This window comes from Burkholderia sp. 9777_1386 (assembly GCF_015712265.1).
GTDB classification, from domain to species: domain Bacteria; phylum Pseudomonadota; class Gammaproteobacteria; order Burkholderiales; family Burkholderiaceae; genus Burkholderia; species Burkholderia cenocepacia.
This window is the reverse complement of sequence record NZ_JACCQB010000002.1, coordinates 262,142-287,761: the sequence shown is the minus strand read 5'-3', so window position 1 is coordinate 287,761 and position 25,620 is coordinate 262,142. Positions and strand designations below refer to the sequence as shown.

Annotated in this window: 25 protein-coding genes; 11 read left to right on the top strand and 14 right to left on the bottom strand. The window is 69.4% G+C overall.

Going from position 1 to position 25,620, the window contains the following annotated elements; genetic code table 11:
* The first annotated feature begins 6 nt into the window (after positions 1-6).
* The 3 genes from H0X91_RS03335 to H0X91_RS03325 are packed head-to-tail and all read left to right on the top strand — an operon-like array spanning position 7 to position 3,820.
* A complete protein-coding gene (locus H0X91_RS03335; RefSeq protein ID WP_006482820.1) occupies positions 7-1,473 on the top strand; it encodes an O-antigen ligase family protein in 1,467 nt (488 codons plus the stop codon).
* Positions 1,470-2,654, top strand: a complete 1,185-nt coding sequence (locus H0X91_RS03330; protein ID WP_058902862.1) for a glycosyltransferase family 4 protein — start codon at positions 1,470-1,472, stop codon at positions 2,652-2,654. The genes H0X91_RS03335 and H0X91_RS03330 overlap by 4 nt, the downstream gene beginning before the upstream one ends.
* Positions 2,654-3,820, top strand: coding sequence for a glycosyltransferase family 4 protein (locus H0X91_RS03325; protein WP_006482818.1), 1,167 nt, complete (start codon positions 2,654-2,656; stop codon positions 3,818-3,820). Before H0X91_RS03330 ends, H0X91_RS03325 begins: the two co-directional genes overlap by 1 nt.
* A gap of 243 nt (positions 3,821-4,063) precedes the next feature.
* Here the strand turns inward: H0X91_RS03325 and H0X91_RS03320 are convergent, their stop codons facing one another.
* Entirely contained in the window at positions 4,064-5,299 is a 1,236-nt protein-coding gene (locus H0X91_RS03320) for an MFS transporter (protein WP_196432800.1), read from the bottom strand.
* Positions 5,300-5,453: 154 nt separating this feature from the next.
* Between H0X91_RS03320 and H0X91_RS03315 the strand changes: the two genes are divergently transcribed.
* Positions 5,454-5,924: a winged helix-turn-helix transcriptional regulator gene (locus tag H0X91_RS03315; RefSeq protein ID WP_171984176.1), complete on the top strand. Its 471-nt coding sequence runs from the start codon at positions 5,454-5,456 to the stop codon at positions 5,922-5,924.
* Positions 5,925-6,005: 81 nt separating this feature from the next.
* Here H0X91_RS03315 and H0X91_RS03310 read toward each other — a convergent pair whose 3' ends face one another.
* The 3 genes from H0X91_RS03310 to H0X91_RS03300 form a co-directional block, all read right to left on the bottom strand.
* Entirely contained in the window at positions 6,006-7,514 is a 1,509-nt protein-coding gene (locus tag H0X91_RS03310) for an MFS transporter (protein ID WP_196432799.1), read from the bottom strand.
* 126 nt (positions 7,515-7,640) lie between these two features.
* Positions 7,641-8,414, bottom strand: coding sequence for a helix-turn-helix transcriptional regulator (locus tag H0X91_RS03305; RefSeq protein ID WP_006482167.1), 774 nt, complete (start codon positions 8,412-8,414; stop codon positions 7,641-7,643).
* Positions 8,415-8,440: 26 nt separating this feature from the next.
* Positions 8,441-8,782: an FKBP-type peptidyl-prolyl cis-trans isomerase gene (locus H0X91_RS03300; RefSeq protein ID WP_006479474.1), complete on the bottom strand. Its 342-nt coding sequence runs from the start codon at positions 8,780-8,782 to the stop codon at positions 8,441-8,443.
* 581 nt (positions 8,783-9,363) lie between these two features.
* Between H0X91_RS03300 and H0X91_RS03295 the strand changes: the two genes are divergently transcribed.
* Positions 9,364-10,281: a metal-dependent hydrolase gene (locus tag H0X91_RS03295; protein WP_012493182.1), complete on the top strand. Its 918-nt coding sequence runs from the start codon at positions 9,364-9,366 to the stop codon at positions 10,279-10,281.
* A 444-nt stretch (positions 10,282-10,725) separates the two neighbouring features.
* A complete protein-coding gene (locus H0X91_RS03290; RefSeq protein WP_020979476.1) occupies positions 10,726-12,216 on the top strand; it encodes a sigma-54 dependent transcriptional regulator in 1,491 nt (496 codons plus the stop codon).
* A gap of 28 nt (positions 12,217-12,244) precedes the next feature.
* On the opposite strand, the gene H0X91_RS03285 is transcribed toward H0X91_RS03290, so the two are convergent.
* Positions 12,245-12,628 (bottom strand): GtrA family protein, encoded by a 384-nt coding sequence (locus H0X91_RS03285; protein WP_080331778.1) that lies wholly within the window; start codon positions 12,626-12,628, stop codon positions 12,245-12,247.
* A gap of 589 nt (positions 12,629-13,217) precedes the next feature.
* Here H0X91_RS03285 and H0X91_RS03280 point away from each other — a divergent pair.
* Entirely contained in the window at positions 13,218-13,466 is a 249-nt protein-coding gene (locus H0X91_RS03280) for a hypothetical protein (protein ID WP_077020940.1), read from the top strand.
* Between the two features lie 224 nt (positions 13,467-13,690).
* Here the strand turns inward: H0X91_RS03280 and H0X91_RS03275 are convergent, their stop codons facing one another.
* A complete protein-coding gene (locus H0X91_RS03275; protein WP_006490696.1) occupies positions 13,691-14,473 on the bottom strand; it encodes an ABC transporter substrate-binding protein in 783 nt (260 codons plus the stop codon).
* Positions 14,474-14,708: 235 nt separating this feature from the next.
* Here H0X91_RS03275 and H0X91_RS03270 point away from each other — a divergent pair, with 235 nt between their 5' ends.
* Together H0X91_RS03270 and H0X91_RS03265 are read left to right on the top strand one after the other, a co-directional pair.
* Entirely contained in the window at positions 14,709-15,128 is a 420-nt protein-coding gene (locus H0X91_RS03270) for an MbcA/ParS/Xre antitoxin family protein (RefSeq protein WP_006490694.1), read from the top strand.
* Positions 15,125-15,826 (top strand): RES family NAD+ phosphorylase, encoded by a 702-nt coding sequence (locus H0X91_RS03265; protein ID WP_006490695.1) that lies wholly within the window; start codon positions 15,125-15,127, stop codon positions 15,824-15,826. The genes H0X91_RS03270 and H0X91_RS03265 overlap by 4 nt, the downstream gene beginning before the upstream one ends.
* Before the next feature lie 34 nt (positions 15,827-15,860).
* On the opposite strand, the gene H0X91_RS03260 is transcribed toward H0X91_RS03265, so the two are convergent.
* Positions 15,861-16,592: a metallophosphoesterase gene (locus H0X91_RS03260; RefSeq protein WP_006493108.1), complete on the bottom strand. Its 732-nt coding sequence runs from the start codon at positions 16,590-16,592 to the stop codon at positions 15,861-15,863.
* A 133-nt stretch (positions 16,593-16,725) separates the two neighbouring features.
* Between H0X91_RS03260 and H0X91_RS03255 the strand changes: the two genes are divergently transcribed.
* A complete protein-coding gene (locus H0X91_RS03255) occupies positions 16,726-17,379 on the top strand; it encodes a DUF1345 domain-containing protein (protein ID WP_006486145.1) in 654 nt (217 codons plus the stop codon).
* 6 nt (positions 17,380-17,385) lie between these two features.
* Here H0X91_RS03255 and H0X91_RS03250 read toward each other — a convergent pair whose 3' ends face one another.
* On the bottom strand, positions 17,386-18,054 hold the full coding sequence (locus tag H0X91_RS03250; RefSeq protein WP_077190843.1) for a glutathione S-transferase: 669 nt from the start codon (positions 18,052-18,054) through the stop codon (positions 17,386-17,388).
* Between the two features lie 97 nt (positions 18,055-18,151).
* The gene (locus H0X91_RS03245) at positions 18,152-18,859 is read right to left on the bottom strand and encodes a class I SAM-dependent methyltransferase (protein WP_048988747.1); all 708 of its coding nucleotides are present in this window, start codon (positions 18,857-18,859) and stop codon (positions 18,152-18,154) included.
* A 318-nt stretch (positions 18,860-19,177) separates the two neighbouring features.
* Here H0X91_RS03245 and H0X91_RS03240 point away from each other — a divergent pair, with 318 nt between their 5' ends.
* On the top strand, positions 19,178-20,830 hold the full coding sequence (locus H0X91_RS03240; protein WP_006486141.1) for a DUF3459 domain-containing protein: 1,653 nt from the start codon (positions 19,178-19,180) through the stop codon (positions 20,828-20,830).
* A 69-nt stretch (positions 20,831-20,899) separates the two neighbouring features.
* Here the strand turns inward: H0X91_RS03240 and H0X91_RS03235 are convergent, their stop codons facing one another.
* The 5 genes from H0X91_RS03235 to H0X91_RS03215 form a co-directional block, all read right to left on the bottom strand.
* A complete protein-coding gene (locus tag H0X91_RS03235) occupies positions 20,900-21,484 on the bottom strand; it encodes a thiamine phosphate synthase (RefSeq protein WP_034178569.1) in 585 nt (194 codons plus the stop codon).
* Positions 21,485-21,506: 22 nt separating this feature from the next.
* Positions 21,507-22,850, bottom strand: a complete 1,344-nt coding sequence (locus tag H0X91_RS03230) for a hemolysin family protein (protein WP_006486244.1) — start codon at positions 22,848-22,850, stop codon at positions 21,507-21,509.
* 76 nt (positions 22,851-22,926) lie between these two features.
* Positions 22,927-23,706, bottom strand: coding sequence for a sensor histidine kinase (locus H0X91_RS03225; RefSeq protein ID WP_196432798.1), 780 nt, complete (start codon positions 23,704-23,706; stop codon positions 22,927-22,929).
* 67 nt (positions 23,707-23,773) lie between these two features.
* Complete coding sequence (locus H0X91_RS03220; RefSeq protein WP_059722571.1) at positions 23,774-24,697, bottom strand: DMT family transporter; 924 nt, start codon at positions 24,695-24,697, stop codon at positions 23,774-23,776.
* A 37-nt stretch (positions 24,698-24,734) separates the two neighbouring features.
* Positions 24,735-25,592 (bottom strand): LysR family transcriptional regulator, encoded by an 858-nt coding sequence (locus H0X91_RS03215; RefSeq protein WP_012493188.1) that lies wholly within the window; start codon positions 25,590-25,592, stop codon positions 24,735-24,737.
* Positions 25,593-25,620: the final 28 nt, after the last annotated feature.

The window sequence follows — 25,620 nt, the reverse complement described above, 5'->3', positions numbered from 1 at the left end:
GGATCGATGAGTACGATTGCCGCCGAACGTGCGCCGTCGCGCGCCCGCAGCTGGTTCGCCGAGCCGAAGCACTGGGCCGGCCAGGCTGGGCTGTGGACGTTTACCGCCGCGCTGATCGCCATCCACCAGGGCAAGGTGCTGACGCTCGCGTTCCCGGTGCTGGCCATCGCGGTCGGCATCTGGCTGTATTTCAAGAGCCCGGCGCGCTATGTCGGCTTCATGTGGTGGGTGTGGTTCCTGAGCCCGGAAGTGCGTCGCCTGGCCGACTGGTCGAAGGGCGCGTTCACGCCGACGAGCCTGATCCAGGTGGCGCCGCTCGCGGTGACGATGATCGCCGGCCTGGGGCTGCTCAGGCATTACCGCGTGCTCGCGCAGCGGCGCGGCATCCCGGTGCTGCTGATGCTGTTCGGGCTCGCGTATGCGTACCTCGTCGGGATCGTGTCGAGCGGCGTGATGGCCGCGACCTACGATCTCGCGAACTGGGTGTACCCGGTGCTGATCGGCTTCCACATCATGGTCAACGCGCGCGACTATCCCGAGTATCGCGACGTGCTGCTGTCCACGTTCATGTGGGGCATGCTCGTGATGGGCCTGTACGGCATCGTGCAGTACTTCGTGATGCCGCAGTGGGACGTGCTGTGGATGATCGGCTCGGACATGGGCTCGCAGGGCGAGCCGGTGCCGTACGGCGTGCGCGTGTTCAGCACGATGAACTCGTCCGGCCCGTTCGCGTTCGCGATCATGGGCGCGCTGGTGTTCGTGTTCGCGGCGCCGCAGAAGATCCGCTGGTTCGCCGGGGCGGCCGGCTTCGTGTCGTTCGCGCTGTGTCTCGTGCGCTCGACGTGGGGCGGCTGGGTGATCGCGCTCGCGATCCAGCTCGTGCAATCGAGCAACCGCGTGCGGATGCGGATCCTGATCAGCGGCGTCGTGCTGGTCGGGCTGTGCGTGCCGCTGCTGACCGTCGGGCCGGTGGCGGACCGGCTCGGCGCGCGCTTGCAGTCGATCACGAACCTGAAGGACGACCGCAGCTACGACGACCGCAACAAGTTCTACGCGACCTTCGCGCAGACGGCGTTCACCGACGTCGCCGGCGAAGGGATGGGCGCGACCGGCGCGTCCACGAAGCTGTCGAGCGACAGCGGCGAACTCGGCAAATACGGCAGCTTCGACAGCGGCGTGATGAACGTGCCGTTCGTGCTCGGCTGGCCCGGCACGCTGCTGTATCTCGCCGGCGTCGTGATGCTGTTCGGCCGCACGCTGCGCGCGGCGTTCAAGTTGCGCCAGGACAAATTCGTCGCGGCATGCCTGAGCCTGTGCCTGTCGACCTTCGCGATGCTCGTGTTCACGAACTCGCTGATCGGCACCGGCGGCCTGCTGATGTTCACAGCCATTTTTTCGATACTTGCCGCGGCGCACTGGCAGAAGGCGCAACGCCTGCTGGCCGCCGCGCGTTCACGGGGAGGCGACCATTGAGAATCGCGATCGTCACGCACGTCGTGCGACATAACGACGGGCAGGGCCGCGTCAATTACGAAATCGCGCGCGCGGCGCTGGCCGAAAACTACGAGGTCACGCTGGTCGCGTCGCACGTCGCGCCCGAGCTGCTGGCCGACCCGCGCGTGCGCTGGGTGCCGGTGAAGGTCGGCGGCTTCTGGCCGTCGAATCTCGTCAAGCAGCAGGTGTTCGCGCTGAAAAGCGCGGCGTGGCTGCGCGCGCACCGCGGCGAATACGACGTGCTGCACGTGAACGGCTTCATCTCGTGGATCAAGGCCGACGTGAATACCGCGCACTTCGTGCACGGCGGCTGGTTCAAGAGTCCGTACTATCCGTTCGGGCCCACCAAGGGGCTGTGGTCGGCTTACCAGTACGTCTATACGCGCGTGAATACCGGGCTCGAGCGCTGGGCGTACAAGCGTTCGCGCGCGATTACCGCGGTATCGCAGAAGGTGGCCGACGAGATTGCCGGGCTCGGCATCGACAGCCGCAAGATCAGCGTGATCTACAACGGCGTCGACGGCAGCGCGTTCGCGGGCGCGCAGGCCGACCGCGCGGCGTTCAAGCTGCCGGACGACGCGTTCCTGCTGCTGTTCGTCGGCGACCTGCGCACGCCGCGCAAGAACCTCGGCACCGTGCTGAAGGCGCTGACGAAGCTGCCCGCGAACGTGCATCTGGCGGTGGCCGGCTATCTGCCCGGCAGCCCGTATCCGGAAGAAGCGCGCGCGCTCGGCATCGATTCGCGCGTGCATTTCCTCGGTCTCGTGAAGAACATGCCGACGCTGATGCGCTCGGTCGACGCGTATGTGTTTCCGTCGCGCTACGAAGCGATGAGCCTGTCGCTGCTGGAGGCGATGGCGGCCGGGCTGCCGGTCGTCACCGCGCGCACGGCGGGCGGCGCGGAAATCATCACGCGCGAATGCGGGATCGTGCTGGAGGACCCGGACGATCCCGCCGCGCTCGCGCAGGCGATCGGCGCGCTCGCGGCATCGCGCGACACCTGTCGCGCGATGGGCGACGCGGCCCGCGAACTGATGACCCGTTTCGGCTGGGCGCACATGGGCGCCCAGTACGTCGCGCTTTACCGGCGCATCGGCCAACCCACGCAGCCGTCCGCCTTCGAGCGGGTCGAGCATGCAATCACGCAGGAGCAACCGTGATGTCCCAATCTTCCCGGCCGATCAAATCGTTGCAGATCGGCATGCACTGGTTTCCCGAACGCGCGGGCGGCCTCGACCGGATGTACTACTCGCTCGTCGGCGCGCTGCCCGGCGCGGGCGTCGAGGTGCGCGGGCTCGTCGCCGGCTCGCCGAAGGTCGCCGACGACACGGGCGGGGCGATCCAGGGTTTCGGTCCCGCGTCGGAGCCGCTCGCGCGCCGGATGCTCGCCGCGCGGCGCGCGCTGCGCGACGAGATCCGCAGCGCGCGGCCGGACGTGATTTCGTCGCACTTCGCGCTGTACACGTTCCCGGGGCTCGACGTGACGCGCGGGATTCCGCAGGTGTCGCACTTCCAGGGGCCGTGGGCCGACGAAAGCCAGGTCGAGGGCGCCGCGTCGCTCGGACAGCGCGCGAAGCGCTATCTCGAACAGGCCGTCTATACGCGCTCGTCGCGGCTGATCGTGCTGTCGCAGGCATTCGGCCAGATCCTGACGAACCGCTACGGGATCGATCCGTCGCGCGTGCGTGTGATCCCGGGCTGCGTCGATACCGCGCAGTTCGACACGCCGCTCACGCCCGCCGAGGCGCGGCATAAGCTGCAACTGCCGCAGGACCGGCCGATCGTGCTGGCCGTGCGCCGGCTCGTGCGGCGCATGGGGCTGGAGGACCTGATCGATGCGATCGGCCTCGTCAAGCGCCGTCACCCGGACGTGCTGCTGCTGATCGCCGGCAAGGGCAAGATCGGCGAGGAACTGCAGCAGCGCATCGACGAAGCGGGGCTGCAGGACAACGTGAAGCTGCTCGGTTTCGTGCCCGATCATCATCTCGCGGCGTTGTACCGCGCGGCGACGGTCAGCGTCGTGCCGACGGTCGCGCTTGAGGGCTTCGGCTTGATCACCGTCGAATCGCTGGCGTCCGGCACGCCGGTGCTGGTCACGCCGGTCGGCGGGCTGCCGGAGGCGGTCGCCGGGTTGTCGAACGATCTGGTGTTGCCGTCGACGGGCGCCGACGCGATCGCGGAAGGGCTCGGCGGTGCGCTGTCGGGCGCGATCGCGCTGCCCGACGAGGCCGCGTGCAAGCGCTATGCACGCGATCATTTCGACAATGCGGTGATCGCGCGCCGCGTGGCCGGCGTGTACGAGGAGGCGATTCAGGCAGCCGGCTGAACGCCCGCGGCGCGCCGCGGAACCGCAGTGGGACCGACGCGGAACCGCAGCGGAACCGACATGCGCCGCGACGTTGCCGGCGCGCCAGCTTCTCCGCCGCGGGGATGCCCCAAGCCGAACCGAAGCGGAATCGCAGCGAACCGAAAGCCCGACCGGCGCGCGTGCGCGGCCGGTTCGCGTGCCGGCCGCCCGCCGAGGGCGGACCGGCGTTTCCCGGTCGTTCCTCCGCATGGCCGGCGCGCCTCACGCGCGCCTGAGCGTCGCGGCCCACACGCCGAGCGCGGCCACGCTCACCGCCGCACCGAGCACGCAGACGCCGGTCCAGCCGGCGCGCGCGTACATCATCGTCGCCGCAATCGCGCCGAGCCCGCTGCCGGCCGAATAGAACAGCATGTAGCAGCCGACGAGGCGCGCATGCGCGTCGGGCCGCGCGCCGAGAATCATGCTCTGGTTGACGACGTGCACGGCCTGTCCGCCGACGTCGAGCAGCACGATGCCGACGATCAGCAGCGCGATCGACGTATTGCCGAACGCGAGCGGCAGCCACGCGCATGCGAGCAGCGCGAGTGCGGCGCCGGTCGTCGCTTCGCCGCGCCCGCGATCCGCGAGCCGGCCCGCGCGGGCGGCGGCCGCCGCCCCGAGTGCGCCGACGAGGCCGAATGCACCAATTTGCGTGTGCGACATCGCGTGCGGCGGCGCGCTCAGCGGCAGCACGAGCGCGCTCCAGAAGATGCTGAACGCCGCGAACATCAGCAGCGCGATCGCGCCGCGCACGCGCAACACACGTTCATCGCGCAGCAGCGCCACCATCGACCGCAGCAGCGCCGCGTAACCGATGCGTTCGCGCGGTTCGCGCATAGCGGGCAGCAGCCGCGACAACACGACCAGCATCGCGATCGCGAGGGCGCCCGATACGAGATAGACGGCCCGCCACCCCGCGATGTCGGTGACGACACCCGCCAGCGAGCGCGCGGCCAGCAGCCCGACCACGACGCCGCCTTGCGCGGCGCCCACCACGCGCCCGCGTTCGCCTGCGCCGGCGAGGGCGGCCGAGCACGCGATCAGTCCTTGCGTCATCGCGGTGCCGAGCAATCCGACCGCGACCATTCCCGCCAGCAGCGCGATGCGTGTCGACGCGGCGGCCACGCCGATGCAGGCCGCGGTCAGCAGCAGAAGCTGCACGGCGATCAGGCGCTTGCGGTTCAGCAGGTCGCCAAGCGGCACGACGAACAGCAGCGCGAGCGCGCAGCCCAGCTGCGTCGCGGTGACGACGCCGCCGACGGCGGCCAGCGATACGCCGAAATCCCGCGCGATCGAATCGAGCAGCGGCTGCGCGTAGTAGACGTTCGCGACGCTCGCCGCGCAGCAGACGGCAAGCAGCACGACGCGCGCCGACGACAGGCGGGCGCCCTTAGCCGGATGGATCGCGCCGGTTGGCGCGTTCGATGCAACGGTGCCGGAATGGCAGGACGATTCCATGGGTTGCCTCACGCAATGTAGTTGCAATTTGAAACTGGTTTGGAGTGTAGGGAAAGTAGTTTTAAAATGCAACCTGTTGGGTGACGGGCCAGCGGCCCGTGCCCGGATGGCCGGCATGCCTGCGAAGGCGGCCGGCGTGATTGCGGAGAGCAACATGGCCAGGCAGAAAAGTCTTGCGGATTCGCCGTGCCCGGTGGCGCGCGCGACCGATATCGTCGGCGATCGCTGGGCGTTGCTGATCGTGCGCGATGCGTTCGACGGCGTGCGCCGCTTCGGCGATTTCCGCGCGAGCCTCGGCGTCGCGAGCAACATCCTGTCCGACCGGCTGAAGATGCTGGTGGACGCGGGCGTGTTCGCCGTCGTGCCGGCGTCCGACGGCACCGCGTATCAGGAGTACGTGCTGACCAAAAAGGGCGAGGGGCTGTTTCCGGTCATCGTGATGCTGCGGCAGTGGGGCGAGGCCAACCTGTTCGCGCGCGGCGAGCGGCATTCGGTGCTGATCGATCGCGGCACCGGGCGCGCGATCCGCAAGCTCGCGCTGCGGCACGACGACGGCCGGCCTTTGAAGGCGGCCGATACGGTCGTGAAGAAGATCGATGACGAAGCGGGCGCGGCGCGTCGGTGAGCGTCATGCGCGAGGGTCGTGCCGTCGGATGGCATTCGGTGCGACAGCACGAGCGCGGCACTGCCGGCTACGCGAGTCGATTCACGCAGACCTTCTTTCGTCGGCGTTACCTGATCCAGCCTCACCTCGGTGACGCGTGACCGCACGCGTGCGATCGACCGGTGGCGTCGCCCGAGGCGCGGGAGAGGCACCGCGATCCGCATCGGTCCGCACACGGGTCGCGAGCAGTGCGGCCGCGACCAGCAGCGCGACCGACACGGCGGTTTCGATCCGCAACCCGCTGACGACCTGCGCTGCACCGCCGTCGCCGGCGAGCGCACCGAATGCCGCGACGCCGATTGCACCGCCGGCCTGCCGTGCGGTATTCAGCACGGCCGACGCGATGCCGGCCCGGTCGGGCGCGACCGATGCGAGCACGGCCGTCGTCATCGCGGGCACCGCGAAGCCCATGCCCGACGGAATCAGCAGGAACGGCACGAGCAGCGCGCCCAGCGGCGTCGCGGCATCGACGACATGCAGCGACCCGTAGCCGAGCGCGGCGACGAGCGCGCCGGCCACCATCGGCATGCGCGGGCCGTGGCGGGCGACGACGCGTCCGCTCGCGAGATTCGACAGCAGGAACCCGCCGGTGAGCGGCAGGAACGCGAGCCCGGCCTGCAACGCCGATTCGCCGCGTGCGCGTTGCAGGTACAGCGCGAGCACGAACACGGTGCCGTAGTACGTGAGGTTCACGCAGATCCCGAACAGCACGGCCGCACTGAACGAGGGGCGGCGGAACAGCGTCAGCGGCAGCATCGGCGTGGCCGTGCACGATTCGATCGCGACGAACGCGAGCGCGGCCAGCGCCGCCAGCGTGAAGCCGCCGGTCACGACCAGGTGCGTGAAGCCGAGCGGCCGCCATTCGATCACGGCGCCGGTCAGCGCGGTCAGCATCGCGATCGCGACGAACTGGCCGCGCGGATCGAGCGAACGGGCCGAGCGTGCCGGGGCAACCTGCTCGCGGCGCGTGGGCACCCACGCGAACGTAGCGGCGAGCCCCGCCGCGCACAGCGGCAGGTTCACGAGGAAGATGCCGCGCCAGCCCCATGCGGCAATCAGCAGGCCGCCGACGACCGGGCCGGCCGCGATCGCGATGGACCCGGCCGCCGTCCACCCACCGACCGCGCGGGCGCGCAGGCGCGGGTCGTGCCGGCACGCGTCGTTGAGCAGCGCGAGCGAATTCGGCAGCATGGCCGCGGCGCCGACGCCTTGCAGCGCGCGGGCCGCGATCAGCATCGCGGGCGCGACGGCGGCGCCGCATGCAAGCGACGCGAGCGCGAACAGCAGGAGGCCGGCGACGTACAGGCGGCGCGCGCCGAAGCGGTCGCCGAGCGCACCGGCCGACAGCATCAGCACCGCGAACGCGAGCGTGTACGCATCGACGACCCATTGCAGGCCGGCGACCGGCAGGTGCAGGTCGGCGGCGAGATGCGCGAGCGCGATATTGACGATCGTCACGTCGAGCTGCGTGACGACGAAACCGATGCTGACGGTGGCGACGACGCGCGCGAGCGCGGGCGGGAAAGCGGGGGACGGTGTGGTCGTATCCATGCGTCCATCGTAGGCGGCGACGGACAGGCGATGTTTCAGCGGGACGCGAAGCGTCGATACGGATGCCGACGCGAATGCGTGCCGCTGGCTACGTGCGTCGATGCGTATTCGGCGAGGCCGATGCGTTCAATGCCGTTCGCCGCGCCAGCGTCCCGGCGCCACGCCGAAGCGCTTCGTGAACGCATGCGTGAACGTGCTCTGGTCCGCGAAGCCGACGCTGCCCGCGATGTCGACGAGCGCATGCCGGCCGTCGGCGAGCAGCACGATCGCGGCGTCGAGCCGCAGCCGCTGCAGGTAGCGATGGGGCGTTTCGCCGAATGCATCGACGAACAGTTGATGAAAGCGCCGCATCCCGTAGCCGCAGTGCGCGGCGAGATCGGCGATGCGCAGCGGTTCGGCGAGCCGCGCGCGCAGCCAGCGGTCGATGCGCGCGAAATCGAGGCCCGACGCGGGCGCGGCGATGCCCGCATCGTCGAGCAGCGCGTCGCACAGGCGCGCCGCGGCCTGCCACTGAAAGCGGTGCGCGGCGGCCTGCCGTGCGTCGCCGTCCGGCGCATCGTGTTGCGCGGCGGCCGCCGCGACCTGCGCGACGAGCGACGTGAGCGCCGGGTCGATCGACACGGCCCGCGCATGGTCGAACAGCCGCTGCGGTACCGCGAGCGAAGCGGCGGGCAGGTCGATCACGAGCTGGCGATTGTCGCCGAGGCCCGCGTAGTCGTGACGCGCGCCGGCCGGAATCAGCCAGGCCGCGTGCCGGTCGATGCGCTGGCCGATTCCGTCCACCGCCATCACCATCGCGCCATCGACGCCGAGCACGACCTGGTGGAAGTCGTGCACGTCCGACGCTTCGCACGTGGCGTAGCGGCGCAGCGCGATGGCGGGGGAGGCGATGCGTTCCATCGGGAAGAAAACGGCCGGGTGCAGGGTCAGACGTCGAGCAGTTCGACTTCGAACACGAGCGTCGCGTTCGGCGGAATCACGCCGCCTGCGCCGCGCGGGCCGTAGCCGAGTTGCGGCGGGATCGTCAGGCGACGCACGCCGCCGACCTTCATGCCCTGCACGCCTTCGTCCCAGCCCTTGATGACCATGCCGCCGCCGAGCACGAACGCGAACGGGTCGTTGCGATCCTTGCTCGAATCGAATTTCTGACCGTCGGTCAGCCAGCCCGTGTAGTGGACGCTGACGGTCTTGCCGGCTTGCGCTTCCGCGCCGGTGCCTTCGGTCAGGTCTTCGTACTTGAGGCCCGATTCGGTCGTGATGACGGACATGATTTCTCCTGAAAGAGGTTGCGTGAAACCGCTATTGTAGGCGAGCGCGCAGCGGGCCGGCGCGCGTGGATTTCGCGCCGTTTCACGCTGAGCGGCGCAGCGTGGCGGGGCGTGCCGGCGTGAGCGCCCGGAACGCAATTGGAACGCGCGTTTGAATTTTTCGCGAGCCGCGGGGGCGAGGGTGCACCGCGACGGTGCGCGGCGCGTATGAATCGATGCGAACGGCTCACGTGACAGGCTGCTGCACGAGCGTTGCCCGATCCCGCGAAAGGCCCGCCGCACGGGGCCTGCGGGCCGATAGCGGGGCGCCGCGCCGCATCCGGCGCCTCGCCCCGACGCGCGCGCCCGCGTTCGAATCGCGGCCCGGCCGAATGTCGTTCGAGCGCCGTTTTTTCCGTCTTTCCGACCGTGCCCTGTTTGGAAGCGCGCATCTACCGCGCGGCTTGCATGCGCCGGCGCGCGCGGCCTATCGTTACATCTGTCGATGTCAGGATTTTGGCGGCGCGCGATGCGCCGCCCGGGCTTGCGCCGGCCGCGTCGGACGATGCGCCGGACGGCTCCGCAACAGGAGAACGATGAACATGAAGTCAGCCGCTTCCGCCACCGCAGCCGGGATCATGCCGGTGCGCCGCGACCTGCGCTTCGACCTGCCGGTCGAACGCGCGAAGGACTGGCATGGCCTCGGGTCGCACGTGACCCATTTCTTCAACGCGCTGTCGCTGCTGTTTCCGGCCGGCGAGCGCTTCTTCATGGATTCGGTGCGCAACTATCGCGACCGGATCGACGATCCCGTGCTGAAGCAGCAGGTGCTCGGCTTCATCGGCCAGGAAGCGATGCATACGCGCGAGCACATCGAATACAACGAGCTGATGCAGGCGAACCGGCTACCCGCGCGCAAGCTGGACCAGCGCGTATGGACGGTGCTCGGCTACATGAAGCGCAAGCTGCCGCATTCGGTGCAGCTCGCGCATACGGTGGCGGCCGAGCATTACACGGCGATGCTCGCCGACTGGCTGCTGCGCGACCCGACGCGCCTCGACGGTTCGGTCGAAGGCTACCGGCAGATGTGGATCTGGCACGCGCTGGAGGAAACCGAGCACAAGGCCGTGTCGTTCGACGTGTGGAATGCCGCGATGAAGCCGGGGCTGCGTCGCTACCTGATCCGCATCGGCGTGTATCTGCTGACGACGCTGACGTTCTGGCCGACCGTGTTCCTGATGCATGCGACGCTGCTGTGGCGCGATCGCGGCGCCGGCCATCACGTGCGCGGCATGCTGCGGATGATCGCGTTCCTGTACGGGCCGCGTCGCGGGCTGTTCCCGCGCATCGCCGGCGAATGGCTGAGCTTTTTCCGGCCGGGCTTCCACCCGTGGGATCACGACAATCGCCACCATCTCGCGCGGGTCGATGCACTGGCCGCCACCTATGGCGAACACGGCGGCGCGCCGGCCGGCCGCGGCCGCGCGAACACGCCCGCGCCGCTCGCGTCGGGCCGCTGACCCCTCACCCCGCCGCACGGCGGGGCGCCGCGCATGTTGCGTTCGTGCATCAGCCGGCTTCTTCCGACGATTGACGAAAATCAACCGGAACCGGTTGCCCGGGCGTCCGCCTGCCCGGCGGACCGGTTGCGCGGCATGGGCCGGCGCACGAATCAGGCGTGCGCCGCGTCCTCCACGATCGCCGTGCGCCAGCACCGGCGCGGCTTTGCGCGTTCGGGGCCGGGCCTTTCCGGTCGCGCGCGGCGCCCGCCACCGGGATAACACCCATCTAGCCGCGGGCCGGCCGCATCGATATACCGTTCATGACAACGTCGACCTCCGGCGCGATTCATGCGCAGGGGGATTTTATTCGGACGGAAATACGGCCAATATGTCGGTTCGATCGTGTCCGTCGTACGCGGCGGCGAGCCGGCGCGCGATACCAACGCCAAGCGGGGAACAACGATGGTTGCAAGGTCACCCGACGCAAACGGGCAGGCGGCGCCCGAGATGACGGACGTGTCCGTCACCGCCCCCGAGGCCGGACGCAAGCTGTTCGTGATCATGCGCACGCCCGACGAGCCGTTGCTGGCACAACTGCGCGGGCTCGGCTGGGAGATCGCGGTCGCGAAGACGGCCGGCGCCGCGCAGAACATGACCTCCGGCGTGAGCGTGGCCGCGGGGCTCGTCGATTTCACCGGCTTCACGTCGCGCGACTATCCCGCGCTGAAGATGTGTCTGAGCCAGCCGGCGATCGGCTGGATTTCCATCGCGCAGGCCGGCATCACGATCGGCCCCGCCGTGCGCGAACTGATCCGCAGCTATTGTTTCGATTACGTGACGCTGCCGCTGCCGTACGAATGGATTTCGCACGTGCTCGGCCATGCGCGCGGGATGGCCGCGCTCGATCGCGTCGACGGCGCCGCCTACGCGGCGTCGATCGGCGAACACGGGATGATCGGCAACTGCGAGGCGATGCAGCAGCTGTTCAGCACGATCCGCAAGGTCGCGAAGACCGACGCGAGCGTGTTCATCTCGGGCGAGTCGGGCACCGGCAAGGAGCTGACGGCGCTCGCGATTCACGAGCGCTCCGGGCGCGGCAAGGGGCCGTTCGTCGCGATCAACTGCGGCGCGATTCCGCATCACCTGCTGCAGTCGGAGCTGTTCGGCTATGAACGCGGCGCGTTCACCGGCGCGAACCAGCGGCGCGCGGGCCGGATCGAATCGGCGAACGGCGGCACGCTGTTTCTCGACGAGATCGGCGACATGCCGGTCGAAAGCCAGGCAAGCCTGCTGCGCTTCCTGCAAGAGGGCAAGATCGAGCGGCTCGGCGGGCAGGAATCGATCGCGGTGGACGTGCGGATCATCTCGGCCACGCACGTCGATCTCGACGGCGCGGTCGAGGCCGGGCGCTTCCGCGCGGATCTCTATCACCGCCTGTGCGTGCTGCGCATCCACGAGCCGCCGCTGCGCGCGCGCGGCAAGGACATCGACATCCTCGCGCACTACGTGCTGCAGAAATTCAAGGCCGACAGCGGCCGCAAGATCAGCGGCTTCACGTCGGCCGCGCTCGACGCGATGCGGCGCTACGAGTGGCCCGGCAATGTACGCGAACTGATCAACCGCGTGCGGCGCGCGATCGTGATGGCCGAGAGCCGGCTGCTGACGCCGCACGATCTCGGGCTCGACACGCCCGGCGAAACCGAACCGGTGACGCTCGAACAGGCGCGGGCGCTGGCCGAACGCACCGCGATCGAGAATGCGCTGCTGCGCAACGACCACCGGATCAACAAGGCCGCCGCCGAACTCGGCATTTCACGCGTGACGCTCTACCGGATGATGATCGAGCACGGGCTGAACGATCACGACAACAACGGCGGCAGCGGCGGGAATGGCGACAGCGGCGGGCACGACGGCGCGCCGTCGGGCGACGCGGGGCATCAGCGGGTCGGCTGAGCGGCGGGCGCGATGCGTGCGGGCCGGCTCAGCGATAGGTCCACAGCCGGTGCAGCACGAACGTGACGGGCGGCACGCACAGCACGACCGCGACGATGCTCCACGCGCGGGCGAGCCCGAGTGCGTCGGTGCCGTGCGCCAGCAGCATCGTCACGGCGAGGCCGGCCATCGCGACCGCGAGAAAGCGCATGAAGTTGCCCCACGTCACCGGCGACGAAAAACTCCACAGCGTATTGGCGAGATACGAGAACGCCGTCGAGCAGACGAACGCGCTCGCGTTCGCGACGACGGGCGTCGCGTCGAACAGCGCGAACATCGCGGCGGCGATCAGCGCATGCAGCGCGGTCGAGCCCAGGCCCGACACGCCGAAGCGGATCAGTCTGGCACGTTCGGCGGCGAAGGTACGGAGCATCGTGGGCAGTGGTCGGCGTGAAGTCGCGTGAAGCGGTGTCGCAGTATAGCCATGCGATCGGCCGCCGCGTCCAGCGCGATGGACGGTACGCGTCGCCGGCGCCGGCATGTAAAGCGCATGAAACATTTCGCGTCGGCCGCCGGAGGAATTGCCGCGCCGAACCGGTCCGGTCGGCCGGTCCGTCGCCGGTAAAAATTCCGCGCTCCATTGTTCAGCCTTATTCCGCAAGGCCCCGCCGTTGCAGGGCCGGCGCGCGCCGCGGCTCCGATGTTTCAGTTTCGTAACTTCCCGTATGCCACACCCGTGCCGGCCGTCAGCCGGCCTGACCATCGCCTTGTCCGGCCGGGCTCGCGCAGCGCTGGCCCGGTCCTTGCGAAGAGGGACATGCGAGAGTCGACGACGCGAGGTCCGTCCGGTCAGGCGGCGCAAGCCTTCGGTACCGGCCAGGACGCAGTCCGCGGGGATGCGGCGGCCGCGCGCGGGGCAGCAGCCGCGTCGCGGCGAGCACGGGACGTCGTCGCCTGATCGCCGGGGCATCGGCATCGTCCGGTTGCCGGAACAAACATCAGACAGCAAACGGGGTAGAAAAATGATCGATCATCACACGCCGCGGTCCGCTGGCCGCGATCGCCGTGATTCGGGACATCGCCGCTCGAACGTCGCGCTTGCGGCCGACCGGCATGCCTCGACAGGCCATCTCTCCGCGCCCGGTGCGAGGCGGATCCGGCTGGTTGCCGGTCATCCGCGCCGGGTCGGCACTTTCCTGCACGCGAACCCGGTCCGCATGGGCATGTGCACACGGGCGCCGGTACCGCGACGCCCGATCTTCGCCTATTGACCAGAACGGCACGACATCCATTCGCATGGCGTGTCGTTGTCTCAGGGAGTCGATCTGCAGTCCAAACAATAATGCAGGGTCCTGCCGCGTGCCGCATACGACGCAAGACGACCCGCATTCGATGCAACGGCGAACCGCTCGATGCCGTTGCCATCCGGTTGCAAGGGGAGGGGCGGTCGGACGCGCGCGACGGAAGCAGTATCCGTACGCGCGCGACGCCGTTTTCAACTGCCGTAGATGTCGAAGTCGAAGTACTTCGACGCGAGCCGCTTGTAGGTGCCGTCCTTGACCATGTCGAGGATCGCGCGATCGATCTTCGCCTTCAGGTCGGTATCTTCCTGGCGCAAGCCGATGCCCGCGCCGATGCCGAGCACCTTTTCGTCGACGAGCTCGGGCCCGACGAACGTGTAGTTCGCGCCGCGCGGCGATTTCAGGAACCCGATCGCGGCCTGCACTTCATCCTGCAGCGCCGCGTCGAGGCGGCCGGCGATCAGGTCGGCATACACGCCGTCCTGGTTCTGGTACGACACGACGTTCGCGCCTTGCTTGCCCCAGTACGCCTTCGCATACGTCTCCTGCGTCGTGCCCTGTTCGACGCCGATCGATTTGCCCTTCAGCGATTCGGCAGTCGGCAGCAGCGGCGAGCCCTTCTTCACGACGAGCCGCGTCGGCTGGTTGTAGATCTTCGTCGTGAAGCCGATCTGCTGCGCGCGTTGCGGCGTGATCGACATCGACGACAGCACCGCGTCGAACTTCTTCGCCTTCAGCGCCGGAATCATCCCGTCGAAATCGTTCTCGAGCCACACGCATTTCGCCTTCAGGCGCGCGCAGATCTCGTTGCCGAGGTCGATGTCGAAGCCGACGAGCTTGCCGTCGGGCGCCTTCGACTCGAACGGCGCGTAGCTGGCATCGGTGCCGAAGCGGATCGTGGTCCAGTCCTTCGCGACGGCGGGGCCTGCGGATACCGCGAGCAGGGCGATCGAAACAGCGGCAATCAGTCTCTTCATGGTGCGTTCCTTGGCGTGGTGCATCCGGTTTCTGTGCGACACGGTCTCCACGGACACGACCCGCGCCGTGACGCGGGGTCCGCACGGCCATTAACGCAGAAAATAAAATAAGAGTCCAGAATGGACAAAAAATATCGATTTGTCGGATGGACGTGCGCGATCGCTGGGTGCGACCCTTGCAAAAATACGAGAATGGACTAATCTTGTTAGTAGATTCGTTTCGAGACTAACCGTCATGTCACAGCCCGCCTACGATTCGCATTCCGCCTTGCCGCACGCTTCGGTCGCGCAGATGTCGGCGGCCGGCCTGCGCGCGTTTTTCAACATCGCGCGCGACTGGGAACTGACGATCGACGAGCAGATCGTGCTGCTCGGGTCGCCCGGCCGCTCGACGTTCTTCAAGTGGAAGGCCGCGCCGGAATCGGCGCGCCTGCCGCGCGATACGCTCGAGCGCCTGTCGCTGCTGCTCGGCATCTACAAGGGGTTGCAGATCCTGTTGCCGCAGCCCGCCGCGGCCGATGCGTGGGTCAAGCGGCCCAACGATGCGGCGCCGTTCGGCGGCAAGCGCGCACTCGACCGGATGCTGGCCGGCAACGTCGGCGATCTGGTGGCCGTTCGCCAATATCTCGATGCGATGCGGGGTGGCTGGGCGTGACGACACCGACCGACGTCACCCGGTGGCCCACGACCACCGTCGACTGGGCACCGGCCTATCGCGTGATTCCCACCCGTTTTCCTGCCATCAACCTGTTCGACCGCGTCGCGTCCGCGGAGGATTTCGACGCGCTCTATGCACTCGAATCGCTGACCAACGACCGCATCCGCAACGAAGTCGGCACGCTCGAGCTCGTGCCGCCCGCCGAGCGCCGCTACGGGCAGGGCTGGGGGCCGATCATGGCCGCGTTCACGCACCTGAATCCGCTGGGCAGCCGGTTTTCGGACGGCAGCTACGGCGTGTTCTACTGCACCCGCTCGCGCGACACGGCGATTGCCGAAACGCGCTATCACAGCGGGTTGTTCCTCGCCGCGACGAAGGAGCCGCCGATGCGCCAGCAGATGCGGCTCTATACCGTGTTCGCGCACGGCGACGTCGCCGACGTGCGCACGTGGCCGCAGCGCGATCCCGCGCTGCTGGACCCGGTCGACTACCGCGCGGGGCAGGCCTTCGGTCGCGCGGTGCGCAACGCGGGTGGCGCGGGAATCGTCTATCCGTCGGTGCGCGATCCGCGCGGCGAGTGTCTCGCCGCGTTCCGCACGACGCTGCTGCGCGACTGCCAGCATGCGGCCTATCTCGAATACAACTGGAACGGCTCGGCCGTCGATGCGGTGTTCGAACTGAATCAGGTCGGCTAGGGTTCGCGTGGGGACGCAGGCGCCGGCCGGCGCGTCAGGGTAGCGGCCAGTCGCCCGCGTGGCGCTCGCGCGCTTCGGTCTGCGTCATCGACCATGTGCGGCCGGTGCGCGGCTCGGCGAGCGTGAGCCGCCCGGCCGGCGCGAACGCACCCGTGTCGATGAACCATTGCGCGCCGATCCGTTGCGGCTCACGCACCGGTGTGTGCCCGGTGCACGTCAGCGACAGTCCGGCCTGCCGCGCCGGATCGGCGAGCCCCTGGACCAGATCGCGGCCCCAGATCAGCCGCTCGCGCACGTCGTGCGGATAGCTGCCGGTATCGAGCTCCGCGTCCGAGCCGAAGAATTCCGCGTGCAGCACGTTGAAGCGCGTCGGGCCGTCGCCGATCACCCGCACGAGCGGCAGCGCGTCGACGCGCGCCGCATGCGCGCGCAGCCGTTCCGGCGGCAAGTCGGCGCCCCAGTCGCCGCCGATCCTGCGCCACGCGTCGGGCGGCAGCTTGCCGCGCGCGACGAGGCTCAGCACTTCCTCGTGATTGCCGCGCACGACGTGACACCACGGCCGGTCGAGCAGGTCGAGCGCGGTGTCGGAGGCCGGGCCGCGGTCGACGAGATCGCCGACCGAGAACAGCCGGTCGCGCGCCGGATCGAAGCGGACGTCGTGCAGCAGCGCGCGCAGCACGTCCACGCAGCCGTGCAGGTCGCCGACGACGAAGTCGCGGCCGGCCGGGTTCGCGGGATGGCGGCAGAGCAGGGCGGGGGCAGTCATCCCCTTATCTTAGGCGCTCGCGCCCATCGCCACGTGACGACGGAATGGCGATAATCGGGGCGCGTTACCCGCCGGCGCGGCGGTTTTCCCGCGCACCGGCCGAATCCTTTCCATCCGCTTTCGGAATCACACGATGACGCTTTATCCGCAGGTATTACGCAACCGGCCGCGCATGGTCGCGGCGTTCGTCGCCGGCGTGCTGTGCGCGGTCCTGCTGCCGTTTCCGCTGCGCCCGACCGCGCGCGCACTGATTGGCTGGGACTGCGCGGTCTGGCTGTATCTCGTGCTGATGTGGGTGCGCATGGTCACCGCGCATCATCACAAGGTGCGCGAAGTCGCGATCCGCGAGGACGAAAACGCGACGACCGTGCTGACGGTCGTGTGCCTCGCGACCGTCGCGAGCGTGGCGGCGATCGCGATCGAGCTCGCGACCGCGAAGAGCGTCGGCTTCAGCGCGGGGCTCAGCCACTACGCGATCACGGGTGCGACGCTGTTCGGCGCGTGGTTCCTGATCCCGACCATCTTCACGCTGCACTACGCGCGGCTCTATTACGGCTCGCCGAGCAGCGATCGCGCGCTCCGCTTTCCGGACCAACACCCGGAGCCCGATTACTGGGATTTCCTGTATTTCGCGTTCACGCTCGCGGTCGCGTCGCAGACGGCCGACGTGTCGCTCGCGAACCGCTCCGCGCGGCGCTCGGTGCTCGCGCAGTCGATCCTGTCGTTCTACTTCAACATGGCCGTGCTCGGCTTGTCGATCAACGTCGCGGCGGGGCTGCTGAGCTGACGCCGGTTACTTGAGCAGGTCGTACCGGCCGCCGCGCTTCAGCGCCCGCTGGTACGCCGGCCGCGCATGGATCGTGTCGAGAAAGCGCGCGATCGCCGGATACCGGCTGCCGCCGCCGCGCGCGGTCGCGGCTTCGAGCGGGAAGCTCATCTGGATGTCGGCCGCGCTGAAGCCGTCGCCGACGAACCAGCCGCTGCGTGCGAGCGCGCCGTCGACATGGCCGAGATGCAGATCGATCTGCGGATCGACGAAACCCGATTGCAGCGTCGCGGCGATCTTGCGCGCGATCGGCCGCGCGAAGAACGGCATCGGCGCATGCGCGATCCGCAGCGCGACGAGCTTGAGCAGCAGCGGCGGCATCGCCGACCCTTCCGCGTAGTGCAGCCAGTACGTGTAGTCGTGCCGCTCGGGCGAGCCGGGCGGCGGCGCGAGGCGCCCGTTGCCGTAGCGTTCGACCAGGTATTCGATGATCGCGCCCGATTCGGCGAACGTGCGGCCGTCGTCGGTCACGACGGGCGACTTGCCGAGCGGATGGATCGCGCGCAATTCGGCCGGCGCGAGCATCGTTTTCGGATCGCGTGCGTAGCGCACGATCTCGTATGGCACATCCAGTTCTTCGAGCAGCCAGAGCACGCGCTGCGAACGCGAGTTGTTCAGGTGATGGACGGTGAGCATGTCGAGGCCGGAAGGGGGCGGGAACGACATCATACCGAGTGCCTGCGGCGCGTTCGCGAATCGCGTGGTGCGGGCCATCGCGGGCCGCATCGAACCGTCACGCGCGTCGCACCGCGATCCACGCGCCCCAGAACAGGCTCGCGAAAAAGCGCAGCGGCGCGTCGAAGCCCGCGTCGCGCAGCAGCGCGAACACGGCTTCCTCGGATGCGGGCGGATCGGCGCCCTGCAGGATCTTCGCGAGTTGCGCGCGCACCGCGTCGGGCGTGGCACCCTTCATGCGCCAGCGCTGCTGCCACGCATCGAGCAGGCGCGGATGGTCCGCGTAGCGGCGATGGTTGCCGGCGAGCACGAGCGGCGCGCCGGGCTTCAGGCGTCGCGCGATTGCGTGCAGCAGCGCGACTTTCGCGTCGTCGCCCGGCACGTGATGCAGCACGCCGATCAGCGTCGCGCCGTCGAACGCGGGCGCGTCGGGCAATGCGTCGACGCCGTCCTCGACGAACGCGGTACGCGCGCCGAAACCCGCTGCTTCGACGTTCGAGCGCGCGAGCGCGAGCATCGGCGCGGACGGGTCGACGGCCGTGAACCGCCAGCCCGGTTCGAGCGCGGCCGTGACGCAGATTTCCTGCCCCGTACCGCCCGCGCCCGCGACGAGAATCCGGGCATCGGCCGCCCCGATCACTGACGCGAGCATGCACGCGGCGAGTTCGTGGCAGGCATCGTAGCCGGCCAGCGCGATGCGCGATTGCTCGGCGTATTCGTGGGCGCGTGACGGATCGAATTTCGCGGCGCTGGCGGGAAGCGACATGGCGGAGTCCTCGGGTCGGTGCGCGGACGACGTGTCCGCGAGCATCACGCAGAGCGTAGGGGCGCGCGGCCGGCGCAACAAGGCGAGCGATCATTCCGGTATGCCGACTACCCGACTCGCCGGCGCGTGACGGTCGCCCGTTTCCACGGGTGGTTGGCCGGGGTCGATTCGCATTTAAAAATGTCTGACCACGGTGCATCGCGGTGGCGAATCCGGCGCATACTCGTTTCTCTCCCCAGCCTGGCCGTCGCATGCCGGGCCCCGATGCGCTGCGCCAGTGGCGCGGCCATGCCGCTCGGTACGCACGAGGAGCGCATGATGTCCGATTGTCCGCACGATCCGTACGCGCAGCACTACATCCATTGCTTGCCGTTTGGCGCGCAGCCCTGCGGCGCGCTCAGCCCGACGCCGCGCACGCATTTCCGCGTGTGGGCGCCGGGCAGCACCCACGTCCAGCTCGAACTCGATATCGGCTACGGCCCGACGCTCGTGCCGATGACGAGCGCCGGCCCGAACTGGTTCGAAGTCTTCGTCGACTGCGGCGCGGGTGCGCGTTACCGCTATCGGCTCGACGATACCGTGTCGATTCCCGATCCCGCGTCGCGCTCGCAACCCGAAGGGCTCAACGGCCCCAGCGAGGTCGTCGATCCGCGCGCGTTCACGTGGCGCAATACGTTCTGGCACGGGCGCGCGTGGGAAGACATCGCGCTCTACGCGATTCGCCCGCACGCGGTGGGCGGCTTCGACGCCGTGCGCCGTCGCCTGCCGCAGCTCGCGCGCCTCGGCGTGACCGCGCTGGAGCTGCTCGCGTCGCCGCACGACAGCCTGCCGTTCGCGCCGCTCGCGGCCGAAGGCGGCCCCGACGCGCTGAAGGCGCTGATCGACGCCGCGCATGGCTACGGTCTCGCGGTGCTGCTGGAGCTCGACTACGCGCGCTTCGGCAGCGGCACCGATGCGTTGCGCCACTACGCAGGGCCGTTCTTCCATACGCGCGACGATCCGCTGCAGGCCGCGCCGCTCGCGCTCGATCATCCGGAAGTGTGCGATTTCTTCTGCGACAACGCGCTGTACTGGATCGACGAATACCGTTGCGACGGGCTGCGCCTGCGCGAAGCCGACCGGATCGGCGTGTCGTGGCTGCGCGAGATCGCGGACCGCGTGCGCGCGGCCGTGCCGGCCGACCGGCTGATCCATCTCGTGCTCGGCAGCGAGCGGCACCCCGCGCATCTGGCCGATACCCATTTCGACGCGCAGTGGAACGGCTGCGGCGAACGCGCGCTGCACCGGCTCACGGGGCGCGACACGTCGGCCCACGAGGGCATTTCCACGCACCAGTCGATTCACACGCTCGCCCGCGCGCTGACCGCGGCGGGCGCGGCGTACCAGCCGGCCGCGTCGGCGGACGGCATGGCCGCCGATGGCGGACTGGCGCTGACGTCGCTCGTGCTGTCCGATGGCGCATGGCGCGACAGCGGCCACGGCGATCACGGGCAGGCGGCCGGACTGGCCGCGCTCGCGCTGTCGTTGCTCACGCCGCAGATCCCGCTGGTCTTCGACGAAACCGCGCGCGACGTCGATCGTGCGCATTTCGTGCAGTCGGCGCTCGCGGTGCGCGCGAAGCTGATCGCGCCAAGGCTGTCCGATTGCCGGCCGCAGGACGCACGCGCGCTGAAGGCGGACGGCGACGGCGATGCCGACGCGCTGTGCGCATCGTGGCGGCTCGCCGACGACGAAACCTTGACGATCGCGTTGAACCTGTCGCCGGACGCGGTGCCGTTCGACGCACCGGGCGGGCGGGTGGTGTTCGAGACGCCGGCGCGCGCGCGCGACCGGGTCGATGAAGGCGAGTTGCCGCCGTATTCGCTCGTCGCGTGGCTGACGGGCGACGTCAATCGCTACGCGTTGACGCACGACGTGCGTCGCATCGACGACGGTTCGTGGCGCGGGATGCGTGCGAACCTGAATGCATGAGCCGATGAAGTTGTGACGCGGCGGGAGCGCGCGCGGTCGCACCCGGCGGCGCGCCCGGCAGGCCCCGAATTACCAGAACCCGCGAATCCCCGCGATGCCGTACGCGCCATGACGGCGCGCGTCGTCGAGATGCGCGCGCGTCATGCCGCCGAGCGCGAACACGGGCATCGCGGCCTGGGCGGCCAGCGTGTCGAATCGCGCCCAGCCGAGCGTCGGCGCGCCGGGGTGGCTGAGCGTCGGCAGTACCGGCGACAGCGTGACGAAATCCGCGCCGGCCTGTGCGGCCAGCAGCAGGTCGTCTTGCGAGTGGCACGCGGCGGATACCCACCGGTCGGCCGGCAGCGGCCGCTGCGTGACGCCGCGCAAGGCGGCGCCGTCCAGATGCCAGCCGGCGCCGTCGAGCCGCATCACGCCGGCTGCGTCGATCGGGCCGTTCAGCATCAGGTGCGCACCGGCGGCGTCGCAGCGCGCGAGCGCCGCGGCGGCCAGCGCCGCGAACGCGGCCGCGTCGAGCGATTTCACGCGCAGTTGCACGAGCGTTTCGCCGCGCGCGAGCACGGCCGACAGCCGGTCGAGGAACGCGGCCCGATCGGCCGCCGACGCGGACGCCGGTTCCGGCGTGATCACGCAGCAGCGCGGCAGCGGCGCGTTCATCGTGCGCCGCAACGTGCGGCCGTCATTCGTCGGCCTCTTTCGCGATCTTCGGATAGACGCGCACGAGCACGATGCGCGGCCCGTTCATCTTCTTCACGACGACGTCGAAGCGGTCGAACGACACGCGCTGCCCTTCGGTCGGCAGGTCGCTCAACGCCTGGATCACGAGGCCGCCGACCGATTCCGCGCGGCCTTCGTCGATGTCGATGCCGAGCGCCTGCTCGAGCGACACGACAGGTAGGCTGCCCTTGCCCATCAGCGTGCCGTCGTCGAGGCGGCTCCAGTCCGCATCGCCCTGGCGGAACTCGTCGTGGATCTGGCCGACCAGCGCGCCGAGCAGGTTGTCGAGCGTCAGGAAGCCGATCGGCTTCTCGCCCTTGTTGCCGACCAGCGCGAAGTGCGGGGCGCCCTTGCGGAAGCGGCGGAACAGCTCCAGCGCCGGCGTGTCGGGCTTCACGTACTGAACCGGGCGCACGTAGTCGGACAGATCGTCGAGCGCGGCGCCCGCGTGACGCGCGAGCAGCAGGTCCTTCAGGTGGATCAGCCCGCTCACCTGTTCGCGCGACGCATCCTCGAACAGCGGATAGCGGCTGAAACGGTGCCGCGCGACGATCTCCATGTTGTCGGGCAGCGGCAGGTCGCGCCGCAGGCCGATCATTTCATGGGCCGGCCGCATCAGGTCCGACACGGTCATCGACGAAAAATCGAGCGAATGCGCGAGCGTGTTCCATTCGTCGTTGCTGTACGTGCCGCGCGCCGGCTGGGCCGCGTTGCCGGCCGCGCTGCGGCGGCTGCGCAGGATCAGCTTCAGCTCGTCGGTCGAATAGTGCGCGTCGCCGCCGTGGTCGGCCGACAGCCCCGCGAGCCGCAGCACCGCGTTGGCGCTGGTATTGAGCACCCAGATCGCTGGATACATCGCCCAGTAGAACGCGTAGAGCGGCAGCGCGACCCACAGGCCGACCTTCTCCGACTGGCGGATCGCCATCGATTTCGGCGCCAGTTCGCCGACGACGATATGCAGGAACGAGATCAGCGAGAACGCGAACACCAGCGAGATCAGATGCACGACGCGTTCGGACTGCACGCCGATCAGGTCGAGCAGCGGGCCGATCAGTTGCGCGAACGCCGGTTCGCCGACCCAGCCGAGGCCGAGCGACGCGAGCGTGATGCCGAGCTGGCACGCGGAAAGATACGCATCGAGCCGGCCGTGGACGACGGCGAGGATGCGCCCGCGCAGGCCGTGCTTGCGGGCGAGGGTCTTGACGCGCGTCGCGCGGAGTTTGACGAGGCCGAATTCGGCCGCAACGAAGAACCCGTTCAGGGCCACCAGGAACAACGCGCCGATGAGCGCGAAGATCTGTAACAAAGAATCGCTCCGGTTATGACAGGCTCATCAGTATAGAGCCAGAAAGGAATTCGTAATGTATCGGGCGACCGCTTGCTTACACCGGCGCCTCGCAGGGAATCGAGAAGGTGATCGTGGCGGTCGCGCTGTCGGCGAACACGTCGTGCGTGAACGTGCCGCCGTGCGCCAGGGCGACGCGCTGGCACAGCGCGAGTGTCCACGCGCTGCGTTTCGCGTCGCGCTCGCGCAGCATTTCGCGCCGCGCGAACGATTCGAACACGTGCGGTTGTTCCGGGTCGACGAGTACGTCGGCGTTCACCGTGCAGGTGGCGCGCGCGGTGAACTGCGCGCCGTCGCGCGTGCACGCGAACGCCACGCGGCTGCCCGCGGCGCTGGCCTCGACGGCCGTCGTCAGCAGGGTCCACAGCGCCTGCGCGACGCGTTCGCGGTCGACCGTGAGCGACGGCTCGCCGTCCGGCAGCGTCGTGTCGAGCGCGACCTGGCGTGCGTCGGCGAGCGCGACACGCACGAGCGCGATCGTGTCGTCGAGCAGCGCACGCAGCGCGAACGGCCGCGGCGCGAGCGCGAGCGTGCGCGTTTCCGCGCGCGGCGCGTCGAGCACGCCGTCGATCAGCGCGACCTGCTGGTCGATGCCCGTGCGGATGCCCGCGAGCGCGCGCTGCAGGTTCGGATCGGCATTGGCGAGCTGGCGCTCGAGCACGTAGGCCCAGCTGTGCATCGCATTCAGCGGGCTGCGCAGGTCGTGCGACGCGGTGGAGAGCGCCTGGTCGCGCAGGAACAGCGCCGCCTGGGCGGCGTAGTGCGCTGCGCGTTCGCGCAGCAGGTCGGCGGCGGGATCGACGGAAGTGGACGTCACGGAGCAGGCCTGTCGGAAGCGGTTGGCGTGAAAGTCACGCGAATCGCCATTATAGGGACGGTGGGCGTCACGCCGGCAGCGCGTCCTCGTCCTTTTTCCGTGCGTCGCCGTTCGGCAGCAACTGGCACGCGAGCAGGCCGGCGAGCATCAGTGCGCAGCCGACCAGCGCGCGCAGCGTCAGCGTTTCGCCGAGCGCGGCCCAACCGGCGATCGCCGCGAACACGCCTTCCATGCTGAAGATCACGGCCGCGTGCGCGGGCGCCGCGTCGCGTTGCGCGACGACCTGCAGCGTATAGCCGACCCCGACCGACAGCAGCCCGCCGTACAGCAACGTCGGCAGTGCGCCGCGCAGCATCGCGACGCTGACCGGTTCGACGGCCAGCCCGACCGCGAGACACGCGACGCCGCACACGACGAACTGCAGGAACGCGAGCACGAGGGGATCGTGACGTTTCGCGAGATGGCCGACCGCCATCACGTGCGCGGCGATGATGACGGCGCCCGCGAGCTGGAACCAGTCGCCGTAGAGCACCGAGAAGTGCTCGTCGATGCTGAGGAAATACAGGCCGATCGCGGCCAGCAACGCGCCGAACCACGTGCCCGCGCCGATCCGGTGACGCACGAACACGCCCATCAGCGGCACGATCACGACGTACAGCGAGCTGATGAAGCCGGCGTTGGCGATCCGCGTGTATTGCAGGCCGAACTGCTGCAGCGAGATCGACACCGAGAGCAGCCCGCCGAGCGCGACACCCGGCAGCAGCAAAGCCGGTTCGCGCCGGATCGCCGCGAGCTGCGCGCGCGACGCGGTATTGACCGTCAGCAGCGGCACCAGCACGAGCGCGCCGAGCAGGAACCGCAGCCCCGTGAACAGGAACGGCCCGATCACGTCGAGGCTCAGGCGTTGCGCGACGAAAGCGGAACCCCAGATCGCGGCGGCGCCGAGCATCAGCAGGTTGGCGCGGAGGTGCTTGCGGGCTTCGGGCTTCATCGGAATTCGTCTGGAGATTGCGGCGGAGCCCGCTAGTTTACGCCGAGATTGCAAGACTGTCGGCGAACCTGCGCAACGCGGCGGCGGCGCGGGCGTCGCGTACGCGCGAATAGAGCACGACCTGCGATTGCGGCAGCGGCGGCAGCCCGAATTTCGCGCCGACGTCGACCAGCGTGCGCGGCGCGACGCGGCGCGCGAGCGGGCACACGGCCAGCCCTGCCGCGGCGGCGGCCGTGACCGCCGCGACCCCGCCGCCCGTGAAGCGCTCGCGCCACGGCAGCCCCGCGCGGTCGAGCGCGCGCAGCGCGGCGGCCCGCACGCCGCACGGGCCGGCCAGCACCGCGAGCGGCAGCGGCTCGCCGGCGCGCGGCGCCCAGTCGGGCGCGGCGAGCCAGGTCAGCGGCTCGGTGAACAGCAGCGTGCCGTCGTCGCGCGGCGGATCTTCGCCGGGCTCGTGGCGGACGATCACCGCGTCGAACCGCCGTTCGTCGTATTGCGGCAGCAGGCTCGTCGACGCCCCGAGATGCATTTCCAGCGACAGGCCCGGATCCTGCCGGTGCAGGCTCGTGAGCACGGCCGGCAGGTCGGGCACCGCGACGTGCTCGCTGACGCCGAGCGACAGGCGCACCGTGCCGGTCGAGATCGCGCCGAGCGCATGTTCGTGCGCGTCGAGCAGCGCGCGGGCGGCCGGCAGGAAATTCTCACCGTCGGCGGCCAGCTTGACGACGCGCGGCGTGCGCGCCAGCAGCGGCTTGCCGAGATGCGCCTCCAGCCGCTTCAGCTTCAGGCTGACGGCCGATTGGGTGGTGCCGAGTGCATCGGCGGCGCGCGTGAAGCTGGCGAGGTCGGCGACCAGCACGAACGCGCGGACGGCATCGAGATCGAGCACTTTCATTTCAAATGAAAATGAATGAAATATTCAT

What these genes read in the sequence shown, in the direction of transcription:
- H0X91_RS03335 (WP_006482820.1), top strand. Translation starts at nt 7, where the DNA reads ATGAGTACGATTGCCGCCGAACGTGCGCCGTCGCGCGCCCGCAGCTGG.
- H0X91_RS03325 (WP_006482818.1), top strand. Translation starts at nt 2,654, where the DNA reads ATGTCCCAATCTTCCCGGCCGATCAAATCGTTGCAGATCGGCATGCAC.
- H0X91_RS03320 (WP_196432800.1), bottom strand. Translation starts at nt 5,299, where the DNA reads ATGGAATCGTCCTGCCATTCCGGCACCGTTGCATCGAACGCGCCAACC.
- H0X91_RS03315 (WP_171984176.1), top strand. Translation starts at nt 5,454, where the DNA reads ATGGCCAGGCAGAAAAGTCTTGCGGATTCGCCGTGCCCGGTGGCGCGC.
- H0X91_RS03310 (WP_196432799.1), bottom strand. Translation starts at nt 7,514, where the DNA reads ATGGATACGACCACACCGTCCCCCGCTTTCCCGCCCGCGCTCGCGCGC.
- H0X91_RS03305 (WP_006482167.1), bottom strand. Translation starts at nt 8,414, where the DNA reads ATGGAACGCATCGCCTCCCCCGCCATCGCGCTGCGCCGCTACGCCACG.
- H0X91_RS03300 (WP_006479474.1), bottom strand. Translation starts at nt 8,782, where the DNA reads ATGTCCGTCATCACGACCGAATCGGGCCTCAAGTACGAAGACCTGACC.
- H0X91_RS03295 (WP_012493182.1), top strand. Translation starts at nt 9,364, where the DNA reads ATGAAGTCAGCCGCTTCCGCCACCGCAGCCGGGATCATGCCGGTGCGC.
- H0X91_RS03290 (WP_020979476.1), top strand. Translation starts at nt 10,726, where the DNA reads ATGGTTGCAAGGTCACCCGACGCAAACGGGCAGGCGGCGCCCGAGATG.
- H0X91_RS03285 (WP_080331778.1), bottom strand. Translation starts at nt 12,628, where the DNA reads ATGCTCCGTACCTTCGCCGCCGAACGTGCCAGACTGATCCGCTTCGGC.
- H0X91_RS03280 (WP_077020940.1), top strand. Translation starts at nt 13,218, where the DNA reads ATGATCGATCATCACACGCCGCGGTCCGCTGGCCGCGATCGCCGTGAT.
- H0X91_RS03275 (WP_006490696.1), bottom strand. Translation starts at nt 14,473, where the DNA reads ATGAAGAGACTGATTGCCGCTGTTTCGATCGCCCTGCTCGCGGTATCC.
- H0X91_RS03270 (WP_006490694.1), top strand. Translation starts at nt 14,709, where the DNA reads ATGTCACAGCCCGCCTACGATTCGCATTCCGCCTTGCCGCACGCTTCG.
- H0X91_RS03260 (WP_006493108.1), bottom strand. Translation starts at nt 16,592, where the DNA reads ATGACTGCCCCCGCCCTGCTCTGCCGCCATCCCGCGAACCCGGCCGGC.
- H0X91_RS03255 (WP_006486145.1), top strand. Translation starts at nt 16,726, where the DNA reads ATGACGCTTTATCCGCAGGTATTACGCAACCGGCCGCGCATGGTCGCG.
- H0X91_RS03250 (WP_077190843.1), bottom strand. Translation starts at nt 18,054, where the DNA reads ATGCTCACCGTCCATCACCTGAACAACTCGCGTTCGCAGCGCGTGCTC.
- H0X91_RS03245 (WP_048988747.1), bottom strand. Translation starts at nt 18,859, where the DNA reads ATGTCGCTTCCCGCCAGCGCCGCGAAATTCGATCCGTCACGCGCCCAC.
- H0X91_RS03240 (WP_006486141.1), top strand. Translation starts at nt 19,178, where the DNA reads ATGTCCGATTGTCCGCACGATCCGTACGCGCAGCACTACATCCATTGC.
- H0X91_RS03235 (WP_034178569.1), bottom strand. Translation starts at nt 21,484, where the DNA reads ATGAACGCGCCGCTGCCGCGCTGCTGCGTGATCACGCCGGAACCGGCG.
- H0X91_RS03220 (WP_059722571.1), bottom strand. Translation starts at nt 24,697, where the DNA reads ATGAAGCCCGAAGCCCGCAAGCACCTCCGCGCCAACCTGCTGATGCTC.
- H0X91_RS03215 (WP_012493188.1), bottom strand. Translation starts at nt 25,592, where the DNA reads ATGAAAGTGCTCGATCTCGATGCCGTCCGCGCGTTCGTGCTGGTCGCC.